Source organism: Bacillus sp. JJ1566 (assembly GCF_036962685.1).
Classification (GTDB): Bacteria; Bacillota; Bacilli; order Bacillales; family Bacillaceae_L; genus Ferdinandcohnia.
Genome location: NZ_JBALOP010000032.1, coordinates 36299 through 60220, shown reverse-complemented (window position 1 = coordinate 60220; position 23922 = coordinate 36299). Strand labels below are relative to the sequence as shown.

Sequence of the window (23922 nt, the reverse complement as noted above, 5' to 3'; positions counted from 1 at the left end):
GAGGTAACAATATGTCTCTACAATTTATATTGGGACGTGCTGGTACTGGAAAATCACACACATGTCTTGAAGATATTCGGACGAAGCTTCTAGAGGACCCAACAGGTTCTCCGATTGTGTATTTAGTTCCAGACCAAATGACATTTCAATCGGAATATGATTTAATCAATACCCCTGGGATTGGTGGAATGATGCGAGCTCAGGTATTCAGTTTTACACGCTTGGCATGGAGGGTTTTACAAGAAACAGGAGGAATGAGCCGCTATCATGTCAATAATGTCGGAGTGAACATGCTACTTCGCAAAATCATTGATTCCAAGAAGCAGGATCTAAAGGTTTTCTCTCGTGCTGCCGATAAAAATGGGTTTATTACCCAAATGGAAGAAATGGTCGCGGAGTTTAAGCGATATTGTGTTACTCCTGAAATCCTAGAAGAACAAAAACAAACCATTGGACCTGAAAACAAAGTTTTATCTGATAAATTACATGACTTGCAGCTCTTATATGATGAATTAGAAAAACATCTTTTTGAGAAGTACGTCGATTCTGAGGATTATTTACGCCTTTTAGCGGAAAAAATTCCTCAATCAACTTATATAAAAGATGCGGAAATTTTAATTGATGGCTTCCATAGCTTTACTCCACAGGAGCTTGAGGTATTAGGACAGCTTATGAAAGTCTCTAATAAAGTTACGATTGCTTTAACTGTTGATAAAGCCTATGATGTTCCACCGCATGATTTAAGTCTTTTCCGAATGTCGGGAAAAACCTATCAATCTATTATTCAATATGCGAATGAAAATGGAATTAAGGTGGAGGAGCCTAATCTTTTAACAAACCAGTATCGGTACTCTTCAGAACCTTCATTAGCCCATTTAGAAAAATATTTTGATGAAAGACCTACGATTCCTTATCAAGGTCAGGCCACAATCACAATAAGTCAGGCTGTGAATCGACGTGCTGAAATTGAGGGGATTGCGCGTGAAATTCAAAAACTAGCAAGGGATCATAATTACCGATATCGCGATATCGCAATTATGATTCGCAATGCAAGTGATTATCATGAAATTATCGAGACCATTTTTGCGGATTATCATATTCCATTTTTCATTGACCAAAAACGTTCGATGTTAAATCATCCGTTAATTGAACTAATCCGTTCAAGTCTAGAGGTCGTAAGCAATAACTGGCGCTACGAGTCCGTATTTCGCTGTGTAAAGACAGATCTTTTATATCCATTTGGCGAAGAGATTTCCGTGCTTCGTGAGGATATGGACAAGCTTGAAAACTATGTGCTTGAATACGGGATTCAAGGCTATAAATGGACAAAAGGTGAGCGTTGGAAGTTTAAACGAATTAGGGGATTAGAGGATTCAGACCTACCACAGACGGATAAAGAACGTGAATATGAGGATATGCTAAACAATCTTCGTGCAATGATTGTTGAACCACTACTCGCCTTACAAAAACGTCTTCAAAAGGCGAAGGATGGTAGAAGTATGTGTGAGGCGATTTTCCTTTATTTAGAGGAACTCGAAATCCCTGCAAAAATGGAAGAGTTGAAGCTTAATGCGGAAGCTTCGGGAAAACTTTCTGAAGCAAGGGAAAATGATCAGGTATGGAATGCCGTTTTAGAATTGCTTGATCAATATGTTGAAATCATTGGTGATGAAAAAGTCTCACTAACGATGTTTAGCAATATGATTGAAACAGGACTAGAAAGCATGCGATTTGCACTTGTGCCACCAGCGATTGACCAGGTGCTTGTGGCAAGCTTGGAACGTTCTCGATTTTCAAACATTAAATGTACGTTTATTATTGGTGCGAATGATGGTGTCTTACCTTCACGCCCGAACGAAGAAGGTGTGTTTTCAGAAACAGACCGTGAAGCCTTGGGTGATGCTGGACTACAATTAGCGCCTGGAAGCAGGGAAACATTATTAGATGAAAATTTCCTTATTTATTGTGCGTTAACAAGTCCAGGAGAAGCTTTGTATATTAGCTATCCGTTGGCAAATGAAGAAGGAAAGTCCTTACTTCCATCACCTATTATTAAGCGTCTAAAGGATATTTTTCCAAATTTAGATGAAAAATTTTATATGAATGAGCCGTCAGAGCTTACGGCAAACGAACAGCTAGAATATATCGTCAATCCTGATGTAGCCTTATCTTCTTTGGCCACTCAATTGCAGGCGTGGAAAAAGCAGTATCCAATACAGGATTTATGGTGGGATGTGTATAACTATTTCGCAAACCACGATGAAATGAAATACAAAAGTAAGCTTGTATTAAGCAGTTTATTTTATAAAAACAAGCCGAAAAAGCTTTCAAAAGAAATAACGCAAGCCCTATATGGTGACCATATTCAAGGTAGTGTTTCGCGAATGGAAGTGTTCCAGGGCTGTCCGTTCTCTCACTTTGCAAGCTATGGACTGCAGCTAAAAGAGCGAAAAGTATTTCGCTTGGAATCACCAGACATTGGTGATTTATTTCATGCGGCCCTTAAGAAAATTGCTGATTCTTTAAGAGTCAATGGAATTGATTGGCGTGACTTAACAAAAGAACAATGTGATAAGCTTGCAGCAAAAGCGGTTGAAGAATTAGCACCAAGATTACAGAAGGAAATTTTATTAAGTTCAAATCGCTACCACTATATCATGCATAAGCTCCAAAAAATTATTAGCCGTGCATCGAAGATTTTAAGTGATCATGCAAAAGCAAGTGGCTTTGCTCCAGTAGGAATTGAACTAGGCTTTGGAAAAAAGGGACCACTTCCACCAATCCTTTTTAATTTGGATAATGGTAGTACGATGGAGCTTGTTGGTCGAATTGACCGCGTTGATAAAGCGGAAAGCTCAAAGGGTGTACTGTTACGAGTGATCGATTATAAATCAAGTCAAAAGGCGCTTAATCTTTCAGAGGTTTATTATGGACTTGCATTGCAAATGTTAACCTATTTAGATGTAATCATTACACATTCTAAGGATTGGATTGGAACGACTGCAAAACCAGCCGGTGTCCTTTATTTCCATATTCATGATCCATTAATTCATTCAAATAAGGTACTGCCTGAGGATAAAATTGAAGAGGAAATCTTTAAGAGATTTAAAATGAAGGGACTTTTATTAGGGGATGAGGAATCCGTTCGACTAATGGATCAATCACTTGGAACAGGATACTCGCAAATTGTCTCTGCAGCGATTAAGAAGGATGGAAGCTTTTATTCAAATTCACAGGTTGCTAGTGAAGAAGAGCTTGGATATCTTCGTAATCATGTGCGTGGTGTCTTTAAAAACACTGGAAATCGGATTACAAATGGTGAAATTGAAATTGCGCCGTATAAGCTCAAAGATAAAACACCTTGTACGTTCTGTTCATTTAAGTCTGTTTGTCAGTTTGATCAAAGCTTAGAAGAAAATAACTATCGTGTTCTACCAAATGAAAACAAAGCCGTAATCCTCGAGAAAATTCGGAATGGAGGTGTGAAAAATTATGACTAATCTCATACCAAAGCCAGAGGGAAGTCAATGGACAGATGATCAGTGGAAAGCCATTGTCTCAAGTGGTCAAGACATTTTAGTTGCAGCGGCAGCTGGGTCCGGTAAAACAGCAGTACTCGTTGAACGAATTATCCGGAAAATTTTATCGGATCAACATCCAATTGATGTTGACCGTTTACTTGTTGTGACCTTTACTAATGCTTCTGCAGCTGAAATGCGCAATCGAATCGGGGAAGCATTGGAAAAAGCATTAAAAGAAGACCCAGCTTCCTTACACATTAGACGTCAGCTTAGTTTGCTTAATCGTGCATCCATCTCAACCATTCACTCTTTCTGTTTGGAAGTCATTCGGAAATTTTATTATTTAATTGATATTGATCCAGGATTTAGAATAGCTGATTCAACAGAGGCGGAGCTTTTACGTGATGAGGTTATGGAAGAGCTTTTTGAAGAGCATTACAGTAATCTAGAAAACACGAAATTCTTTGATTTAGTTGACCGATTTACGAATGACAGAACTGATGTTGAGTTACAAAATATGATTCGGAAACTTTATGAATTTTCACGTGCACATCCAACACCTAATGAATGGCTGAAGCAAATTGTAGAGGATTACCGAGTAGATGATCAGACACTGGATCAAACACCATATATTCCATATTTATTAGCGGATATTTCGCTTCAGCTTGAAGGTGCTAAAGCCAATTTAGAGCATGCGATGGATTTAATTCGAATGCCTGGAGGACCAGCACCTCGAGCAGAAAATATTGAAGCAGACCTAGAACAAATACACCGACTTTTACATGCAAAGAACCATTCTTGGACGGCGCTTTACCATGAAATGCAAAGCCTTGTGTTTGGTAGAGCGAAGCCTGTTAAGGGCGATGAGTATGATGAAAATTTAAAGGACCAGGTGACTAAGCTAAGAGATGACTCGAAAAAGCTGGTTGAAAAAATAAAGGAAGACTTGTTCAGTCGACCTCCTGAAAGCTATTTAGATAATATTAAAGAAATGCAGCCTTCCATAGAAATGCTCGTACAACTTGTGATTGAATTTGGCGAGAAATTTCAGAAGGTAAAAGAAGAAAAAGGGCTGGTTGACTTTTCAGATTTAGAGCATTATTGTCTTGAAATTCTTCGTAAGGAAGGAACATCAACAGACGGGATTGTACCATCTGAAGCAGCTCTAGAATATCGGATTAAGTTTGAAGAAGCTTTTGTTGATGAGTACCAGGATACAAATATGGTACAGGAATCTATTTTAAAGCTTGTCACAAAAGACGGAGAAGCAACTGGAAATATGTTCATGGTTGGGGATGTGAAGCAATCCATTTACCGCTTCCGTCTAGCAGAACCAATGTTATTTTTGAGTAAATATAAACGGTTTACCCAATCAGGTGATAATACAGGGTTAAGAATCGATTTATCGAAGAACTTCCGTAGCCGAGCTGAGGTCTTGGATGGAACGAATTATTTATTCAAACAAATTATGGGGGAAGCTGTTGGTGAAATCGAATATGACGATGACGCCGAATTAAAGCTTGGTGCCGATTATCCCCAAAGCAATCAAATGGCAGCAGAATTAGTATTAATTGATAAAAACGGCCAGGAAACTGAGAGCTATGAACATGATGAGGATTCCGAAGATGAGGAAGGTATTGTCTATTTTGATGAAGCGGAACTAGAAACAGCCCAGCTTGAAGCTCGTGCGATGGCAAGGCAAATCAAGGATATGATTTCTTCAGGGTTCCAAGTCTTTGATCGCAAGGAAAATCGGATGAGAAGCATTACGTATCGTGATATTGTCATTTTGATGCGTTCGATGCCATGGGCTCCCCAAATTATGGAGGAGTTCAAGCAGCAAGGAATCCCTATTTATGCGGATCTTTCGACAGGCTATTTTGATGCAACAGAAGTCGCAATTATGATGTCCCTGTTAAAGGTGATTGATAATCCTTACCAAGATATTCCCCTTGCATCTGTTTTACGTTCGCCGATTGTTGGACTTGAAGCAGACGAGTTGGCAAAAATTCGAAACTATGAAAAAAACAGTCCTTATTATGAGGCATTGAAGGTATTTCTTAAGGAAGCATCTTCAGATGATCCAACACAGACCAAGGTCACGCACTTTTATCATAAATTAGAAACCTGGCGTAATAGAGCAAGAACAGGATCATTATCTGATTTGATTTGGCAGCTGTACAGAGAGACATATTTTTATGATTTTGTTGGGGGGATGCCTGGTGGAAAGCAGCGCCAAGCAAACCTTCGTGCACTGTACGACCGTGCAAGGCAGTATGAAGCAACTTCCTTTAGAGGTTTGTTCCGTTTCTTGCGGTTCATCGAGCGAATGCAAGATCGTGGCGATGATTTAGGTACGGCAAGAGCGCTTGGGGAACAAGAGGATGTTGTCCGTCTAATGACGATTCATAAAAGTAAGGGACTTGAATTCCCAATTGTATTTGTAGGTGGACTTTCAAAGCAATTTAATATGATGGACTTAAATAAAAAGTATTTATTAGATAAAGAACTTGGATTTGGAACAAAATATGTGAATCCGACGCTCAGAATTAGTTACCCAACCCTACCGATGCTTGCGATTAAGAAAAAAATGCATCTTGAATTAATTTCAGAAGAAATGCGTGTCCTTTACGTTGCTTTAACAAGAGCGAAGGAAAAGCTTTACCTAGTAGGTACAGTAAAGGATTTAGGAAAGCAACTGGGGAAATGGCAGGCCACTCTTCAAAATAAAGAATGGTTGATTACTGACCATACAAGAGCTGGTGCTAAATCGTATTTAGATTGGATTGGACCTGGATTAATTCGACATAAAGATGCGGAGTTGCTTCGGGGAGATGAGTTAGTTGAAGGGCTCCCAGCTGACATTGTAAATCATCCAGCAAAATGGGAGATTCGGACAATCCCTGCTGTAGAATTGCAAAAAATTGAGGTTGGAGAAGAGACCAAACATGAACAAATGGAGGCTGCCATTAAAGAAGGAAAACCAATTCCGGTTAGTAGTGATGTATCTGAACGAATCGAACATCAATTAACATGGGAATATCCTTTTAAATCTGCGGCAAATAAGCGTTCAAAGCAGTCTGTTTCGGAAATAAAAAGACAGCGAGAGAGTATGGACGAACATAGTGATGTGGCTTTTCTACCACGATTCCGTTCAGCAAGTGCGGATCGACCAAGATTCATGCAGCAAAAATCATTAACTCCGGCCGAACGTGGAACAGCCATGCATATGGTAATGCAGCATGTTGAGTTAAGTAAATCGATTGATGTGGAGTCTGTTCGCGAGCAGATTCAACGAATGGTCCATAATGAGCTTTTAACGCAGGAACAGGCCGATGTTATAGATGTGGAGAGTATTCTCGGATTTTTTGAATCAGGGATTGCCCAGCGTATGCTAGCTTCTGACAATGTAAGACGTGAGGTTCCTTTTAGTGTTGCCATTCCAGCGTTTGAAGCCTATGCGGATTGGTCTGATGAGCAACAGGAAAATGTCCTTATTCAAGGGGTCATCGACTGTATCTTTGAGGATGAAAAAGGAATTGTTCTGATTGACTATAAAACGGACACAATTACTGGTAAGTTTAGAAGCTTTGAAGATGCAAAGCCTGAACTAAAGGCCCGTTATCGAGTGCAGCTTGAATTATACAGTAAGGCAATCGAACATATTTGGAGAAAACCACTAAATGAAAGATATTTATACTTTTTCGATGGTGGACATTTGTTAGAGGTATAGATATAAATGGGAAGTACTGCTCAAATTTAGGGGCAGTACTTTTTTCGTTAATTTCCAGCTAACTCTATCAATCGAAAGACTTCTGCTATGTTAAAATAATAGTACTAGATTCGGTTAAGAAAGGGGATTTTCAGATGAGAATTCTTCACACCGCGGATTGGCATTTAGGTCGATCTCTTGAGGGGAGAAGTAGACTCGAAGAACAAGCACAATTCTTGGATGAGCTTGTAAAAATCGTCGAAGAAGAAAAAATAGATGTGGTGTTAATGGCTGGTGATGCATTTGATACAGTGAATCCACCAGCTGCAGCTGAAAGCTTATTTTATGAAAGTATCGCTCGTTTATCAAATGGCGGCAAGAGGCCGGTATCAATCATTGCAGGAAACCATGATAACCCAGATCGCCTGTCAGCGGCCTCGCCACTTGCACACCAGCAAGGCATTCAATTACTGGGCTTGCCAACCATGGATGTCCAAACAATTTATGTACCTACAACCAATGAAACTCTTAAACTGGCAGCTTTACCGTATCCTTCAGAGTCCCGTTTAGCTGAAGTATTATCAGATTCGCATGAAGAGTTAATGCTTCGTGATAAATATGACCAGCGCATTCAAGGAATATTTGAAGAAATGAGTAAGGCTTTTACACCTGAAACAATCAATATCGCAATGAGCCATATTTATGTCACGGGTGGAAGTAGCTCAGACTCTGAGCGACCAATTGAGGTTGGCGGTGCATACACAGTGGCTGCTACTAGTCTACCGGAATCCGCCCAATATGTTGCATTAGGTCATCTACACCGTCCGCAAATGGTATCTAGAGCAAAAACAATGGCTAGGTATTCAGGTTCACCATTAGCCTATAGCTTCTCAGAGGCGGGGTACGCGAAATCTGTCACCATTTTAGACGCGAAACCTAACAAGCCGATTGAAATGTCCGAGGTGTTTTTATCTAGTGGAAAACCACTTGTAAGATGGAAAGCAAAAGAAGGGCTTGCCCAAGTCTATACTTGGCTTGATGAAGGCAAGGACGCGAATGCATGGATTGACCTTGAAGTCCATGTGACAAATGCTCTTTCAATCGAAGAGATTCATAGATTGCGAAAGCATCATAGTGGACTTATTCATATACGCCCCATTTTTGAAGAACTTGAAAAGGAAAAAGCAGAACGAACTGTGAATACAAATACCCCAATAGATGAGCTTTTTGTCCGTTTTTATGAAAAGCAAACAGGTGGGGCGAAACCAGAGCCAGAGCTTACGAAATTATTTTTAGAGCTTATTACTGATGATGTAGACGAGGACGGTGACGAAGCGTGAAACCTATCACATTAACAGTAGCGGGGCTTCATAGCTTCCGTGAAAAACAAACAGTTGATTTTGGTTCTCTTTGTGAAGGTGGAGTTTTTGGGATTTTTGGACCGACAGGTAGTGGGAAATCCTCGATTCTCGATGCAATGACACTTGCTCTTTACGGGAAAGTCGAGCGTGCATCCAATAATACGCATGGAATTCTGAATCATGCTGAAAACCTTCTCCATGTTTCTTTTACGTTTGAGCTAGAAAACGCCAAAGGAACAAAGCGTTATCTGATTGAGCGTAGCTTTAAACGGCAGGATGACTTAAAGGTAAAATCCTCTGTAAGCCGAATCATTGAAGTCGATGAGGAATCAGTTGTTCTTGCTGATAAAATTGGTGAGGTTAATCAATGTGTGCAGGATTTACTAGGTTTAACTATTGACGACTTTACAAGAGCGGTCGTATTACCACAAGGAAAGTTCGCTGAGTTTTTATCACTTAAGGGTGTTGACCGTAGACAAATGCTTCAGCGCCTCTTTAACCTTGAACAATATGGTGACAAGTTTAATAAAAAATTAAAGAATAAGCTAACCATAGCAAAAAATGAGTTAAACGAAGTAGCAGCTGAACAAGCGGGTCTTGGAGATGCATCAACAGAGGCGATTAATAGTGCGGAGCAAGAGTTAAAAAACGCAGAAATTCTTCTAGAAAAACGCCAAAATGAAGTCAATAAGATTGATGCTGATTTTGAAAAAAGTAAAAGTATTTGGCAATGGCAGCTGGAAAAGGGTGAGCTTTCTCAAAAATTGGTTAAAATCGAATATGAGAAACCACATATCCTTCAACTTGAGAAAAAAGTGAAGAATGCGGAAACAGCTGCTCTCATCCTTCCGTATTTAGAGGAATATGAGACTGCAAAAGAGGCATTAGAAAAAGCAACTATTCTTCATCAAACCTTACAAAATCAATTAACAAACAAAAAACAAGAAAATGAAGCAAAGGCTAATGAGTATCACAAGGCACGTCAGGAAAAAACGGAGAAGCTACCATTTTACTTAACAAAAAAACAACAGCTGACCGATGCTAAATTAGTTCAGGAAAAAGCTATTGTTCTTGAAGGTGAAGCAAATGAGCTTAAGCAAAAGCTGAACAATTTACAATCACAAGTCCGTGAAAAACAGGAACAAATTGAAGCAATTACAGCATCAATTACCGAAGATACAGAGAAGCAAAAGGAACGAAGAGTCAAGCTTTCGAGTTTAACTGTTTCAGTAGAAGTACGTAATGAACTTCAAAAAGCCAGTCAAGAAAAGCAGACAATCATGTTTTCAAATACAAGTCTAAACGAGCAAAAAACAGAGTTAGAAAAAAGCCGTGGGCAGCTCGAACAATTAGATCAAATGCTTTACTCACAAAATGTTGAACTTGACCAGGCTAAACAAAGAGTGGAGGCTATCTTCTTAAAAAATGCATCCACATATGAAACAGTCTGTGAACGTGAAAGAGACAGTGAGAAGCTTATTGGTTTAGCTGAAATTAAACTTTCTAGACTTAAGAAAGAATTAGAGGATAATAGAAAAAAGAATCTTGCCATCCAGCTTGCTGACCAGCTTCAGTCTGGAGAGCCGTGTCCGGTATGTGGTTCGCAACATCATCCAAACCCTCTATCCATCCATGAGGACCATGGAGATGAAATGGATGCACAAATCGAAAAACTGTCAAACGATATAACAATCGCAAGAAATATGAAACAAGAATTTTCAACGCTTAAACTCAAGCTTGAGCAAATTTCTGGAGGACTTATCGGGGAGTATCCAGGAGAAATGAATGCACCTGTTCAAGCAAAAAGACTTGTTAGTGATGAGGAGTTTGAAGATGTATTCGGTATGCTTCAAGCCCTTATTGTTGAACAAAAATCATTGCAACAGGATTTATTAAAGCTTCAAGAAACAGGAAGAAAAGCCATTCAAGATATTCGTGCATCATTAAAAGAAGTTAACCAGCTTGAACAGACAAAGGAATTTAATATAAAATCCTTTAATGAGCTTCAGGCTCGTGTCTTAAACTTACAGAAAAAAACAAAGGAACAGTACTTGAACTGGAAGCAATCCTTTCCACAGCTTGAATTTGAAACAATCGAAGCAAAGCTTGAGGACATTTCAAAGAATGACAAATCGGCACAAAGTTTATCTGTTGAAATTGAAAATAGCACACTCATGCTTGAACAAAAGGAACAAGAGAAGCAAAAGTATCAAAATGAAAGCAATGGGCTTGACCGCCAAATTGCTGAAATTAGCTCCACATTAAAAGGTAAACTCGAAGCCTTATCTGAGGCTCGTGAAAAACTTGCAAAAGAAATAGGGAACCATAATATTGATCAGTTAATGATTGAAACTGAACAAATGGTGAAACAGCTTGAGCAAACAGAATTAACATCCTATGAGGCTTGGCAAAAGATTCAAGCTGAGTGTCAAAAATTAGAAAACGAAACACATGCTGCATTTAGCGGATTACAGGATGGGAAAGAGCGAAATGAAAAAGCAACGACAAAATGGACTGAAGTTCTTAAAACAACAAGCTTTTTACAAATTTCCGATGTGAGGGAATCAATTCTATCAAAACATGAGCAAGAGGAACTCGGTTCACAAATAGAGCGTTATTGGGATCGCTTCAAGCAAATCCAAACTGAGTTGCAAAAAGTAAATGATTTATTGAATGATGAAAAACTATCACAAGAAAAATGGGATGAAATCCAAAGGGTTCGCACGGAAATGAAGGAGATGCTTAATCAAGCGGTTGAAGCGAAGGGAGCGGCTATTAAAGCACTTCAAGTACTATTAGAAAAACATGAGCGATTTAACGAACTTGAAAAACGACGAAATGAGCTTGAAAAATTAGTAGAGCAATATAACAAGCTTCAATCCGTTTTTAAAGGAAATAGCTTTGTAGAGTTTATTGCAGAGGAACAGCTTGTTCAAGTTAGTCGTGATGCAACAGAGCGACTTGGAATTCTAACAAGACAGCGTTATGCGGTTGAAGTGGATTCACAGGGCGGATTTATTATGAGGGATGATGCAAATGGTGGGGTTAGACGTCCTGTTACCACACTTTCCGGTGGAGAGACTTTCTTAACATCATTAGCGTTGGCTCTATCACTGTCAGCACAAATCCAGCTAAGGGGAGAATATCCGTTGCAATTCTTCTTCTTAGACGAAGGATTCGGGACATTGGATGCTGACCTATTAGATACGGTTGTGTCAGCTCTGGAAAAATTACATTCAAAACAATTAGCGGTAGGCGTGATTAGCCATGTTCAGGAATTAAGGGCTAGATTGCCTAAACGCTTAATCGTTGAAGCAGCTGAACCTTCAGGTAGAGGAACTCTTGTTAGATTAGAAACCTTATAGGAACATAGAAAAAGGCCAAACAATGGCCTTTTTTTATGCATTCTTTTTGATTAATTGATCCGCAAAATCTTCGTCATTCGTATTAGTTGCGTTCAGGCCATTATTTGTACAGATAAAATCACCTGTATTAAATGAGCCCGACCCAGAATAGGTTTTAGCCGAATCCTTTGGTGACACATAGAAGGAGTCACCGAAATTCACGACTCCACCACCAACACTGTTTATTTTAATGGGTCCAACTATAGATGGCATACTAGTTCATCCTTTAAAAGTTCTTTTTATATTTATACTTTATGAGAAAACTAGGTATTACGTTACCGATTGCGTTTCTATTTCTCATCTAGCAGCATTCGGATATGTTTTACTTTTGATTCGGCGTGGATTGTTTCTGTTGAACCAATTTGCATAACTGCCGCTGAAGAGACCCCATTCACTCTTACGGAATCCACTTTAATAATGGGGTTTTGATTAAATATATTCATATTTACCGTTTCCGTGATTTTCACTTTTGGCAGTTCCCTAGAAAAAATGGGGTATTTCGAAAAATCTCCTTCATTTGTAAAAAAAACAGGAACCTCTCTTTGTACCGCAAGTGCCTGGGAAACGGGGGTAATTTTTTTTGAATCACCGATTTCTAAAATGCTACTAAAAGATAATGAATTGACCTTAATAAAATCAACAACCGAAATCCTTTGCATCCTTCATCACCCTTGCGGCGCCAATGGGACAAATGGCCCGATAATTAGTGATTCAGCTGGTGTATCAAAGGCGGACGCCATTGAAATTGTCTTTGCATCACCAATAATAAACACAGATGATGTGGATACACCAACTATATCAACATGACCTACATGGATTTCCTTATTTACAACGGTAAAGTTCACGTATCTTACCCTTCTTTCATGTTTTCTGGAAGATTATTTAGATAGGCTTTTATTGAGTCTTGAATATCCATTTTTATTCTGTCAACAGTTGCCTCATATACTTCATGTATCCGCGCAGGATCTTGAAGTTCAGCTTGCTTTTGTTCTAGATAAAAAATGATTCGTTCGTGGATTTGCTTTCGAATATCCTCCACAATAAAATCGACATGCTCTACTGGAAGTGAAGACCTCTCTTCAGTTAACCTATTTTTAACATAAACGGAACACTCATTGCTTAAGTATGCATCTATTTCATCCTGAATTCCCTTTATGAAGTCTTTATGGGTATGTCTGACATCAGGTATATTCATCTTACTTTGTGAAACTGCAAAATCTTCAATCTGTTCACCGTTCGTAGGGTTTAATCCAATGTTTAATGTACCTTCCAATGTCTCAACCTTAAGTTGATCAAATTTATATTCAATCTTACCAATATGGGTTGTTGGTTTGTCCTTGATTTCCTTAAGTTCTTTTTCAATATTTTCGAGGGTTTTTTCTAATTGTGAGATTCGCAAGCTTTGCTGTTCAATACAGTAATGGAGGCTCCGAACATAAGCGCTGAAGTCATAAGGATATGAGTACAAAAGCATTCACCCTTTCCATAAACATTGATGGTTTACATTATGCAACAGCTTTCGTATGGGTGAATGCCTATGATCGAGAAGGTGAGACTAATGGAACAGCATGTGTATCAACTGTTGATGTTTGTTTTCCAATTTGGGGGGCTGGTTCAGTAAATCCGCCTGTATTATGAAGATGTGCAGATGGCTTGATTAGACCTGCACTACCAATTTGCAAAACAGATGAGTTACTAACGCTGCCCACTCGTAAGGTCTGAATACATATACTTTGATTGATATAAAAGTTCATGTTCGTATCCCTCCTTAAGCATTCCCAATAATGACACTGTCAATTTTATCTGTATCGTAAGTGTTTGTGACACTTTGATTATTATAAACTGAAAGGCCATCCCCTGTATTAAATGAGCCTGCACCGGCAAACGTTTTTGCTGTACTGGTAGGGGAAATTTGAAAGACATCACCGATGTTCATAACACTGCTATTTCCAACACTATTTACTTTTACAGCTCCTACAATTGCTGGCATACAAAAACACCCTTTTACAAACAATTTAACGAATTTCACGGAGATATCAATCAGTACGAATTAGAACGTTTTTTTATTCTATGAAGAATGCCCAGAAGGTGTGATTTATCCACAGCTGTACTTGCGAAATTATAGATATCCTAGTGTTTGCAATATATTTCTTTTATAATCAAAAATAGGAAAATGGTTAAGGAGTTGTACGAATGAGTAATAAACACTTAAGTCCTGTGATGGGTGCGGAGAGGATTCATTCCATCGATGTTATAAGAGGACTAGCGATATTCGGTATTTTTTTCGTTAATATGCCTTCGTTTTTTGCACCAGTTTTGTATTTAAATCCTCAAGACTGGTGGAGTGGGGAACTCAACCAGTGGATACAAAGTACCGTCGATATTTTTGCACAAGCAAGCTTTTATACCCTATTTTCGTTTCTTTTCGGATTTGGTATGATCTTGTTTAAGGAAAGGGCAATAGCAAAGGGGTATTCATTTTATCCATTGATCACAAGAAGATTATTTGTACTTTTACTAATTGGATGTTTACATGCGTTTTTTGTGTGGCATGGAGATATATTAATTACGTATGCTGTTGTCGGGGCCATTTTACTTTTATTTCATAAGGCAAAGCCAATCACGTTGCTAATTTGGGCATTGGTGCTTGTCTTTGTTCCCAACTTATTTCTTGGCGGTATGATGTTTCTAGCTGTCATGTTTGATCCAGAGTTAAGTGCCGTCATGTATAATGAACAGCTTGCTCACAAATCCGCAGAAATTTACGCTGCAGGTGGATTCTGGGAAATTACCATTCAAAGAATCCAAGATTGGTACTATGTAAATAATGTGGTAAGCATCTTTGCATTAGTCATTACACTGCTTCCGATGTTTCTTCTAGGAGCTTTTATTGCTAAGAAAAAGTGGTTTGAAGGCCGTGATGAGGATATAAAGAAAGTAAAAATCCTTTGGCTGATTTCGCTAGTGATTGGGGTTCCGATGAAATTGCTCCCTTATTATACGGCTAAGAATGCAGCGACCGATTATTTACAGGATACGATAGGGGGCCCGGGAACTGCTGTATTATATGCAACATCAGTTGTTCTGTTAATGAGACTGCCAATTTGGAAGAAACTGCTCTCACCGCTTGCGTTTGTGGGCCGCCTTTCATTAAGCAATTATTTATTCCAATCAATCGTTTGCACACTCCTGTTTTACGGCTATGGTCTTGGTTTATATGGAAAAGTGGAGCTATATACAGGATTCATACTGACGATTGTTATTTTCATTGTCCAAATCGGATTAAGCTATTTATGGCTGAAAAAATTTAGATTCGGTCCATTCGAATGGATATGGAGAACATTAACCTATGCACAAAAAGTGGATATAAGAAAAAAGGCTATTCGCGAATAATGCGAATAGTCTTTTTTAGTTCACCATTTTTAATTTTTTCTGTTTGGTTTTTTGATAAATATTCAGTAATTGATCTAATTCTTGACTACACTTTACTGTCTCCCAAGCAGTAAAGCCGTACCGATCTGCTAAAGCTGTCATTTTACGGCGCTTTAATTCAATTGCAATTTTCAACATGAACATTTTCATTTCTCCATTTTTTTAAGTACATATTCTCTATGAATCATTGTGCTAAAGTAGTATATACAGGGCTTGTACTATTATTATACCTGCCTTTACAGAGAATAAAACAAGTTCGCTAAAACCTCTTAAAATATTACAAAATAATACAAAGTTCTACAAATTGTCGAGGGAGGAAAAACGGTAATGAAGATAGAATTAATTAAATAAGAGGTGATGATCATGAGGTTTGTAACTGCTGAAAAGAAGGGGAAAAAATTTATCGGGATGGTTAACGATAAGCTTGATCAAGTATTCGATCTAAAAGCTTTAGAAATGCAAATGGATGGGTCCTCCATCGTTCCAGAAACAATGATTGAAGCAATTTCGCAAGGTGAGAAGTTTTTAGGGAGGGTACGTCATATTAATGAGTGGGCTTTTAAGCATCCAGATGCAGATGGAATATTTCCTATTCAGGATATTACTTTAAAGGCACCGATTCCAAAACCAAGTAAAAATATTTTTTGTGTTGGTAAAAATTATGCGGAACATGCAATTGAAATGGGAAGCGCAAAGGATATACCCGAGCATGTCATGATGTTCACAAAGGCACCAACAACAGTTGTGGGTCCTGATGAACTGGTCTTGAATCATAAAAATATAACTGAGCAGCTGGATTACGAAGGTGAATTGGCAGTTGTAATCGGGAAAGAAGGTCGTGGGATTCAGGAAAGTGAAGCATTGGATCATGTTTTTGGGTATACGATTGTTAACGATATTACAGCTCGCGATATTCAATCGAGGCATAAGCAATATTTCCTTGGAAAAAGCCTAGATACTACTTGTCCCATGGGACCAATGCTTGTTCATAAATCATTGATTCCAAATCCAAGTCAATTATCCGTAACAACAAAAGTTAACGGGGAAGTGCGACAGGCAGGTAACACCAGCCAGTTTATATTTCCAATTGAAAAAATTATTTCGGTCATTTCACAAGGTATGACATTGGAACCAGGTGATATTATCGCAACAGGTACACCAGCGGGAGTAGGAAAAGGCTTTAATCCGCCACGCTTCTTGAAAGCAGGGGACATAATTGAAATTACAATCGATGGGCTAGGAACACTGCAAAATAAAATTGAGGATTAGTAAAAGACCCTTCACGTCACAAAAATGACATAATTACTATGTAGACAGTGAAAAAGGGTAGATAGAACGTTTTATAATTACAAATAAACATGCTATGATAATCCATGAAGAAAAAGGAAAAGGAGGAGTAGTACATGTCAGTGAATACTCATGCACATATTACTTCTTGGGTAGTTGCTATTATTCTATTTGTTATAGCAGCAACAATCCTAAATAAGGCAGGAAAAGAAAAGTCTCAAAAAATTGTTAAAATGACCTTACGTTTATTTTATTTATTCATTTTAGCTACAGGTTTACTACTTTTATTTGGTGGAGTAGTAATTGACGGTGAATACATAGGAAAAGCAATTTTGGGCATTTTAACAATCGGATTCATGGAAATGATTTTAGCACGTTCTAGTAAGGGAAAGCCAAATGGTGTTTTTTGGGTGTTATTTGTTGTTGTTTTAGTTTTAACTATTGCCCTAGGTGCGAAACTTCCATTAGGTATATGGAGATTCTAACAGTTTTGTGAAAAAGCTACCAATCAAGGTAGCTTTTTCTCTTTTTTCTGTGTTTTTCGACATAAAATTATGCTATCTTTAAGAATAGATACATACTTCATGAGTGAAAAAAGAGTGGTGAATCTCGTATTGAGAACCTATAGCTTTATATATAAACAGTTGAAAGATATCATTGAATTAATAGAGCAACACCAACTTACGACCGAAAAATATAAAAAGATAGAAGCTTTTTATGAAAAAAAAGCCGAGGAAAAAGTTGCTTGCTTAGCCTATTTTGATGCAGAAACGGGTTTGCCGAATCGATTGCATTTTACAAATCATGTTGAGAGTTATGTTAAGAGGTTTTCAAAGATAAAGAAGCGCAGTAAATTAGCTGTGTTATTTATCGATCTTGACCGATTTAAAATGATTAATGATACGGTTGGACATTATGCAGGGGATATTATTCTTAAGGAACTTGCAAAACGAATTCAAGGATTGCCTCCATTAAAGAGTTTCCTAGCAAGATTTAGTGGCGATAAATTTACAATTCTAATTACCGAGGATGTTGAAGTTGAGAAAATCGCCGACCTTGGACAGACACTCTTGCATGAACTGGCTAAACCTATTATGTATGAAGCTCGTGAATTCTTTTTAACTGCTAGTGTAGGAGTTAGTTTTTATCCAAACGATGGGATTACGACTGAATTATTATTTAAACATGCCGATACAGCTATGAATCTTGCAAAACAGCAAGGCGGCAACAAAATGAAGTTTTACTCAACGGAAATGAACCAGCAAGTATTATATAAATTGGAGTTTGAAGGCTATTTACGAAGAGCACTTGAAAAGAAAGAATTTCATTTATGCTTTCAACCGCTGATTGATTTAGCATCTGGTGATGTGTACGGCAGTGAAGCCTTAATACGTTGGGAGCACCCAAAGCTTGGGCTCGTATCACCTGGGGAATTTATACCGTTGGCAGAGGAAACAGGTCTCATTCATGAGATTGGTAGGTGGGTCTTGAAAAAGGCTTGTCAGGAAAATAAAAAATGGCATGATATGGGCTATGATTATTTAACAATTTCCGTTAATGTATCTGCGAACCAATTCCAACAAATTAGCTTTATTGATGTGGTGAAGGAGGTTTTAGTAGAAACAGGACTTCCACCGCAATATTTAACACTTGAGCTTACCGAAGGCGTGATGCTGAGAAATATTACTCATAGTGTCATTGTCATGAAGGAGTTGCAAAAACTGGGTGTTAAGGTATCCATTGATGATTTTGGAACAGGATATTCATCATTAAGTTATTTAAAGGATTTGCCTATCAATACTTTAAAAATCGACAGAACCTTTATCAATAATCTTAAGGTTAATACCACTGATATCGCGATTGTAAAAGCAATCATTACGATGGGGCATGGGCTTTCCGTGAAGGTTGTTGCTGAGGGTGTTGAAACTGATGAGCAGATTGCATTACTAAAGGAACTTCAATGCCATTATGCCCAAGGATTCTATATTGATCGACCTATGAAAAGTGAAGAGTTTGAAAAAGGATTGGCGAAACTTAAAGCATTATAAACGTAAAAGGAGGCGGTTCACGGTGAACCGCCCCTACTTATAATATCTAGTTCCAGGCTCCATCGGCTCTCTGGTCTAAGCCAATTACTTCGAAAGGTAAAATGCACCTTCTGTCAGCGTTTTTCATATGCTTGACTTGCACAGGACAAGGAAAGCTTCGACAGTATGATCCTCGCACGAAAATATGCATAGCATTTTCGAGGAAGTGCTGACATCACGTTTGCCACAGGACGTGGAGGTAGTTAGTCGATGTTCCTATATCAGGGCGCCTTGCACCTTTCTTACTTACATAAGGTTGTAAGAATGGTTCTCTTTCCATTTGCTAATGTAAATTCAAATCGGTCCTTCTTTAGTTTTCCACGTGAAAAATGATGGTGAACCGATAAAAGTATTTCCGTATTATCAAACATGATAAAATTGACACCTTCATTTTCTCCATTTTCTTCTTGGTACATTAATTGATTATGACAATGTAAACAATCGTATAATGAAAATGAAAGCTTATTTAAAGTAGATGTAAAGCGTAGAAATTGATCCTCAGAAAAACTCTCCAGCCATTCTCTATATGCCAAGGTTAATTTTTTTCGAAAACGGAGGCAATCTCCATTATCGAGCTTATAAAAATATCCATTCAATTGGATTAAGCCATCTTCCACAAAAATGCCTTTTTCCCATTTATTAAGAGTGAAAACTTCAACTTCTTTACCTATCATTTCTTCTAGCATGGATGCTTCATCTGTTTCAGCTTCAAAGAAGATCCATTGATCATTTATACATTCTGTCGTTCCTTTAATAAAAGAGCGTTTTTGTTCAGTTATGCTGCCAAGACGTTGTTGTAGATCCAAAGTAAATCCTCCATCCATTGATGTCATTTTAAAAAGTAATGTTAGTTTCTTTTTAGACAAAAGATGGGAAAATTATAACTGGGACTTTTTCGTAAGGTTTTAGATGAAATATAAAAACAGCCTGAACTTTTTCAGGCTGTCACGTTTGTATTTTCAACGGGTGAAACAAATGATTTTTTCTCCCATGCACGAGAACGCCATCTCCACAACATGACGATGCCTCGAACCCATTCATCCACAATAAAAGAAATCCAAACTCCAACTAAACCAAGTTCAAAGTGAATGCCCAGTACATACGCAATTGGCACACAAATCCCCCACATCGATAGGATTCCCATGTAAACCGGCAATTTAACATCACCGGCCGCTCTTAATGCATTTATCAGAACAAGGTTAAAGGCACGCCCTGGTTCAAGAATGATGGTTAAAAGGATAAGGACACCACCTGTTGTTATGATGTCTTGATTATCTGTAAAAATAGATAAGAGTGGTACCTTAAAGAATGAAAAAACAATTGCCATTGCTGCTGAAATGAAAATGGCAAGTTGTAAGCTTTTTATAGCCCTTTTATATGCATCATTAATTTCTCGAGCTCCAATCTTTTGCCCAACTAAAATCTGTGTTCCCTGACTGATTGCCATACTAAATAGGAATATGAACATCATTAAATTTTGCGTATAAACCTTTGTCGTAAGTGCCTGTGTTCCCATGATTGTAACAAAATATGTGATCATCATTTGGGAGGAGCTGTAAGAAAGCTGTTCACCTGCAGATGGTATCCCAATTTTAAGTAGATTTTGAAGATGCTCCTTTGGTAAACGGAAAAACTTTTTAAATGGAAGACCATGATCTACTCGTTTTATTAGAAGATAGGTGATAATTACTAGGCCTACTAATCTACTAAAAGAAGTTGATATCGCAACTCCTTCAACACCAAGAACTGGCAAACCAAATGGACCGAATATAAAAATATAATTCCCGATGATATTTAGGATATTCATACCGATTGTGACGTACATCGTGTTACGAGTAAAGCCATAGCTTCGGATAACCGCCCCAATTGTCATGATTAGTGCCTGAAGAAAGGAGAATAAACCTACGATTCTAAGGTAGCTATCCGCTTCGTCTAATAGTTCAGCCGGCAAATCCATTAAAAGTAGAAGCTTTTTACTCCAAATAAAAACAACAAGACTTAGAATAAGACTAAACACAAGGTTTGCAAAAATAGATACGACTGCTACCTCAGCCGCACTTTTTTCGTTATTAGCACCAAAATGCTGGGCTACTAAAACGGCCGTACCAGTCGCAATGAATCCAAACATGACAATAATTAATGATAAGATTTGGTTAGAGACCCCGACTGCTGCAACTGAATTATCGGAATACATACTCAGCATTAAGGTATCTGCATTTCCCATTAACATATGTAACAGCAATTCAATAAAGATTGGCCATGTTAACGCAAACAATGTTAATTTTTTTGTATGTACAGAAGAATCCAAGCTGTCAACTCCTCTAAATCCTTAATGAAAAACTATATTAGTTTATCACAGAATGTGGAAAGAAAAAATAGACAACGTAAAGAAAAATTGAAAAATTTGTAAGCGAGATAAATATGTATAAAATATGAACAAACACTTGTTATATTTGACTTTTGAGAAGGGATAAGGTTACTTTAAAGTATTAATAGTACTAAGAGGATAGGAGTTACGAGATGAAGAAAAAGTTATATATGGTGGCTTTGCTGATTCCGTTGCTACTGTTGTCAGCTATTCCTGCATTTGCTGCTGACAATGTAACAATAGAGGAAGAAAGCATTTATTACATAGTGGTTGATCGTTTTAATAATGCTGACAGTTCAAATGATTTTGCAGTGGACCTTTCGAATCCTACTTCCTATCATGGGGGCGACTTACAAGGAATTATTAGTCGGCTTGATTACGTGAAGGATATGGGATTTACATCGATTTTATTATCTCCAATATTTGAAAATGAAACGGATACTTTTTATCCGTATGTAGTAAAAGACAGAAATACAATCAATAAACACTATGGCACTACTGAAGATTTAAAACAACTGGTAAAAGAGGCACATGAAAGGGGTATAAAAATTATCCTTGACCTCGGAGTCAATTCTAATGATGGTACTTTAAATGATGGATTTATTGAAACCGCAAAATCGTGGGTTCAAGAGACAGATATAGATGGATATAAACTTGAGCTTATTGATGGGGTTTCAACTAATTTTATCTCCACATTAAAAAGCGAATTGAAGTCTGAAAAAGCAGATTTTCTCTTGATTGGACAACCTACAGTAGTGGATAATCTTGATGAACTTGAAGCAGCAGGACTCGATTCTGTTTTTAACCCGATCCCTTATGAAGGAATTACTAGCTTTAGTGTCCCAGACCAAACCTTTAAAGATGTCGAAAAAACATGGGAACAAGCGCGAGGACTTGAAAATCCGAATTCTTTAATCAATTTCTTCGATAACACGAATACGGTCCGATTCACCCATTTGGCTACAGAGGCTAACGAACATCCAGCACCACGCCTTAAGTCAGCGTTGACGTATTTGTATACAACACCTGGTATTCCTGTCGTTTTCTATGGAACAGAAATTGCTTTAAATGGCAGTGAGTCACCGGACAACCTCGGTTTAATGGATTTTCGAACAGACAAAGAGCTAGTTGATTATATTACATTGCTCGCTAAGATAAGATCAGGTGTACCAGCATTAACAAAAGGAACGATTGAACTGGTTAAAAATGATGCAGGAATGCTTGTTTTTAAACGAGAGTATGAAGGGGAAACAGCTTTTGTTGCGATTAACAATACAACGAAAACACAGAGTTTTACCTTAACCACTGACCAAGTTGGGGAAGATAAGGAATTAACCGGCCTCATTACGGAGGACCTTGTACGTTCAACCGATGATGAATTTCATATGGTTGTAAATCGTGATATTTCGGAAGTATTTGTAGTTCGAGACACGACAAAAATTAATTATACTTTATTCTTTGCCGTATTTATTGTACCAGTGCTCATGATAGGATTTATTTATCTAAATAAAAAAAGATACGGGAATAAGAAACCTGAATAAAGGTGAAGCATCATCCAGTGTAAAGGATGATGCTTTATTTTTATCCATTAACGATTTCTCCACCGTTGACGTGAAGAATCTGGCCAGACATATACGAGGCGTCATCGCTTGCTAGGAAAACATAGCTTGGTGCAACTTCCTCAGGTTGTCCCGGTCGTTTCATAGGTGTTGTAGAGCCAAATTTCGCTACTTGGTCACTAGTAAAGGTTGATGGAATAAGTGGTGTCCAAATCGGCCCTGGAGCCACTCCATTTACCCGAATTCCTTTCCCAATCAATTGCAAGGAAAGTGACCTTGTGAACGAAACAACGGCTCCTTTTGTCGCTGAATAATCAACGAGCTGCTCATTACCTTTATAGGCTGTAACAGATGCTGTATTGATGATGGAACTTCCCTGTTTTAAGTGGGGTAGAGCGGCCTTCGTTAGAAAAAAGTAAGCAAAAATATTGGTTCGGAATGTTTTTTCTAGCTGCTCAGTTGTGATGTTCGAGATACTTTTTTGTGGATGCTGTTCGGCTGCATTATTGACTAATATATCTAGTTGGCCAAACGTATCGATCGTTTTCTTCACAATCTCTGTACAGAACTCTTCATTTCCAATATCGCCTGATAGAAGCAAGCATTTTTGTCCTTCTTCTTCAATCTGACGCTTTGTTTCCTTAGCATCCTCATGCTCTTCCAAATAAACGATGACAACATTTGCGCCTTCTTTTGCATAATGAATCGCAACTGCCTTACCAATTCCACTATCTCCACCAGTAATTATCGCAACCTTATTTTTTAATTTGCTACTGCCTTGGTAGGAATGATCTTCTGAAACAGGTCTTGGCACCATTTCAGCCTCAGTTCCGGGCTGGTGATTTTGATGCTGTGGCGGAAGAATATTCTTGCCTTGATTATTAGACAATCCAAACACCTCTTTTATGTAGTAATGTACGTTACTTACTTTTTAATAAAAGAGGTTTGAATATACCCTATTTGTAAAATATTAAGTATTTATAAAATATCAAAATGCCTAAAGGAAGTCCTCCTTTTTGTTTTGTTTGGGGTATTTTCTAAAATTTATCGTTGTGCAAATGTGCTAAGGCGTTTATTACATTATATTTGCCTTTTTCCACATTCCACCAAAAGTGCAAACATAAAAGATGTTTATGTTGTATCTTTTTCCACATTCCACCAAAAGTCCATCATAAAAGAAGTTTATGTCAT

At 38.0% G+C, this 23922-nt stretch carries 19 protein-coding genes; 9 read left to right on the top strand and 10 right to left on the bottom strand.

Annotated features, from left to right (window positions below; genetic code table 11):
• Positions 1 to 11 precede the first annotated feature (11 nt).
• The 4 genes from addB to V7112_RS13960 all read left to right on the top strand — a co-directional run bounded on the left by addB (position 12) and on the right by V7112_RS13960 (position 11959).
• Complete coding sequence (gene addB / locus V7112_RS13975; protein ID WP_335420769.1) at positions 12 to 3500, top strand: helicase-exonuclease AddAB subunit AddB; 3489 nt, start codon at positions 12 to 14, stop codon at positions 3498 to 3500.
• Positions 3493 to 7254, top strand: a complete 3762-nt coding sequence (gene addA, locus V7112_RS13970; protein WP_335420767.1) for a helicase-exonuclease AddAB subunit AddA — start codon at positions 3493 to 3495, stop codon at positions 7252 to 7254. Before addB ends, addA begins: the two co-directional genes overlap by 8 nt.
• Positions 7255 to 7388: 134 nt before the next feature.
• On the top strand, positions 7389 to 8573 hold the full coding sequence (locus tag V7112_RS13965) for an exonuclease SbcCD subunit D (protein WP_335420765.1): 1185 nt from the start codon (positions 7389 to 7391) through the stop codon (positions 8571 to 8573).
• A complete protein-coding gene (locus V7112_RS13960) occupies positions 8570 to 11959 on the top strand; it encodes an AAA family ATPase (RefSeq protein ID WP_335420763.1) in 3390 nt (1129 codons plus the stop codon). The genes V7112_RS13965 and V7112_RS13960 overlap by 4 nt, the downstream gene beginning before the upstream one ends.
• 33 nt (positions 11960 to 11992) lie before the next feature.
• On the opposite strand, the gene V7112_RS13955 is transcribed toward V7112_RS13960, so the two are convergent.
• The 6 genes from V7112_RS13955 to V7112_RS13930 all read right to left on the bottom strand — a co-directional run bounded on the left by V7112_RS13955 (position 11993) and on the right by V7112_RS13930 (position 13988).
• Entirely contained in the window at positions 11993 to 12211 is a 219-nt protein-coding gene (locus V7112_RS13955; protein WP_335420761.1) for a spore germination protein, read from the bottom strand.
• 77 nt (positions 12212 to 12288) lie between these two features.
• A complete protein-coding gene (locus V7112_RS13950; protein ID WP_335420759.1) occupies positions 12289 to 12657 on the bottom strand; it encodes a spore germination protein GerPE in 369 nt (122 codons plus the stop codon).
• A gap of 6 nt (positions 12658 to 12663) precedes the next feature.
• Positions 12664 to 12843 (bottom strand): spore gernimation protein GerPD, encoded by a 180-nt coding sequence (locus V7112_RS13945; RefSeq protein WP_229138503.1) that lies wholly within the window; start codon positions 12841 to 12843, stop codon positions 12664 to 12666.
• A 5-nt stretch (positions 12844 to 12848) separates the two neighbouring features.
• Positions 12849 to 13466: a spore germination protein GerPC gene (gene gerPC / locus V7112_RS13940; RefSeq protein ID WP_335420755.1), complete on the bottom strand. Its 618-nt coding sequence runs from the start codon at positions 13464 to 13466 to the stop codon at positions 12849 to 12851.
• Between the two features lie 67 nt (positions 13467 to 13533).
• Positions 13534 to 13752, bottom strand: a complete 219-nt coding sequence (locus V7112_RS13935; protein WP_335420753.1) for a spore germination protein GerPB — start codon at positions 13750 to 13752, stop codon at positions 13534 to 13536.
• Positions 13753 to 13766: 14 nt separating this feature from the next.
• Positions 13767 to 13988 carry a spore germination protein gene (locus V7112_RS13930; RefSeq protein ID WP_335420751.1) on the bottom strand — a complete coding sequence of 74 codons (222 nt, stop codon included), beginning with the start codon at positions 13986 to 13988 and terminating at the stop codon, positions 13767 to 13769.
• Between the two features lie 203 nt (positions 13989 to 14191).
• Between V7112_RS13930 and V7112_RS13925 the strand changes: the two genes are divergently transcribed.
• Positions 14192 to 15391, top strand: coding sequence for a DUF418 domain-containing protein (locus V7112_RS13925; RefSeq protein WP_335420749.1), 1200 nt, complete (start codon positions 14192 to 14194; stop codon positions 15389 to 15391).
• Positions 15392 to 15406: 15 nt separating this feature from the next.
• On the opposite strand, the gene V7112_RS13920 is transcribed toward V7112_RS13925, so the two are convergent.
• A complete protein-coding gene (locus V7112_RS13920; protein WP_335420747.1) occupies positions 15407 to 15574 on the bottom strand; it encodes an aspartyl-phosphate phosphatase Spo0E family protein in 168 nt (55 codons plus the stop codon).
• Positions 15575 to 15793: 219 nt separating this feature from the next.
• On the opposite strand from V7112_RS13920, the gene V7112_RS13915 reads away from it, so the two are divergent.
• From V7112_RS13915 to V7112_RS13905, 3 genes are all read left to right on the top strand, one after another.
• Entirely contained in the window at positions 15794 to 16699 is a 906-nt protein-coding gene (locus V7112_RS13915) for a fumarylacetoacetate hydrolase family protein (protein ID WP_335420745.1), read from the top strand.
• Between the two features lie 134 nt (positions 16700 to 16833).
• A complete protein-coding gene (locus tag V7112_RS13910; protein ID WP_335420742.1) occupies positions 16834 to 17202 on the top strand; it encodes a YisL family protein in 369 nt (122 codons plus the stop codon).
• A gap of 114 nt (positions 17203 to 17316) precedes the next feature.
• Positions 17317 to 18765 carry a putative bifunctional diguanylate cyclase/phosphodiesterase gene (locus V7112_RS13905; protein WP_335420740.1) on the top strand — a complete coding sequence of 483 codons (1449 nt, stop codon included), beginning with the start codon at positions 17317 to 17319 and terminating at the stop codon, positions 18763 to 18765.
• A 281-nt stretch (positions 18766 to 19046) separates the two neighbouring features.
• On the opposite strand, the gene V7112_RS13900 is transcribed toward V7112_RS13905, so the two are convergent.
• Positions 19047 to 19610, bottom strand: a complete 564-nt coding sequence (locus V7112_RS13900; protein WP_335420738.1) for a DUF2777 domain-containing protein — start codon at positions 19608 to 19610, stop codon at positions 19047 to 19049.
• A gap of 131 nt (positions 19611 to 19741) precedes the next feature.
• Complete coding sequence (locus V7112_RS13895) at positions 19742 to 21112, bottom strand: MATE family efflux transporter (protein ID WP_335420736.1); 1371 nt, start codon at positions 21110 to 21112, stop codon at positions 19742 to 19744.
• Between the two features lie 212 nt (positions 21113 to 21324).
• Here V7112_RS13895 and V7112_RS13890 point away from each other — a divergent pair, with 212 nt between their 5' ends.
• On the top strand, positions 21325 to 22713 hold the full coding sequence (locus V7112_RS13890) for an alpha-amylase family glycosyl hydrolase (protein WP_335420735.1): 1389 nt from the start codon (positions 21325 to 21327) through the stop codon (positions 22711 to 22713).
• Between the two features lie 40 nt (positions 22714 to 22753).
• Here V7112_RS13890 and V7112_RS13885 read toward each other — a convergent pair whose 3' ends face one another.
• Positions 22754 to 23620 (bottom strand): SDR family oxidoreductase, encoded by an 867-nt coding sequence (locus V7112_RS13885; protein WP_335420732.1) that lies wholly within the window; start codon positions 23618 to 23620, stop codon positions 22754 to 22756.
• Positions 23621 to 23922 lie beyond the last annotated feature (302 nt).

Bases quoted from the DNA above. Each gene is read 5' to 3' on its own strand.
- V7112_RS13955 (WP_335420761.1), bottom strand. From the start codon at position 12,211: ATGCCATCTATAGTTGGACCCATTAAAATAAACAGTGTTGGTGGTGGA.
- addA (WP_335420767.1), top strand. From the start codon at position 3,493: ATGACTAATCTCATACCAAAGCCAGAGGGAAGTCAATGGACAGATGAT.
- V7112_RS13930 (WP_335420751.1), bottom strand. From the start codon at position 13,988: ATGCCAGCAATTGTAGGAGCTGTAAAAGTAAATAGTGTTGGAAATAGC.
- V7112_RS13915 (WP_335420745.1), top strand. From the start codon at position 15,794: ATGAGGTTTGTAACTGCTGAAAAGAAGGGGAAAAAATTTATCGGGATG.
- V7112_RS13925 (WP_335420749.1), top strand. From the start codon at position 14,192: ATGAGTAATAAACACTTAAGTCCTGTGATGGGTGCGGAGAGGATTCAT.
- V7112_RS13950 (WP_335420759.1), bottom strand. From the start codon at position 12,657: ATGCAAAGGATTTCGGTTGTTGATTTTATTAAGGTCAATTCATTATCT.
- V7112_RS13965 (WP_335420765.1), top strand. From the start codon at position 7,389: ATGAGAATTCTTCACACCGCGGATTGGCATTTAGGTCGATCTCTTGAG.
- V7112_RS13935 (WP_335420753.1), bottom strand. From the start codon at position 13,752: ATGAACTTTTATATCAATCAAAGTATATGTATTCAGACCTTACGAGTG.
- V7112_RS13890 (WP_335420735.1), top strand. From the start codon at position 21,325: ATGAAGAAAAAGTTATATATGGTGGCTTTGCTGATTCCGTTGCTACTG.
- addB (WP_335420769.1), top strand. From the start codon at position 12: ATGTCTCTACAATTTATATTGGGACGTGCTGGTACTGGAAAATCACAC.
- V7112_RS13910 (WP_335420742.1), top strand. From the start codon at position 16,834: ATGTCAGTGAATACTCATGCACATATTACTTCTTGGGTAGTTGCTATT.
- V7112_RS13920 (WP_335420747.1), bottom strand. From the start codon at position 15,574: ATGTTCATGTTGAAAATTGCAATTGAATTAAAGCGCCGTAAAATGACA.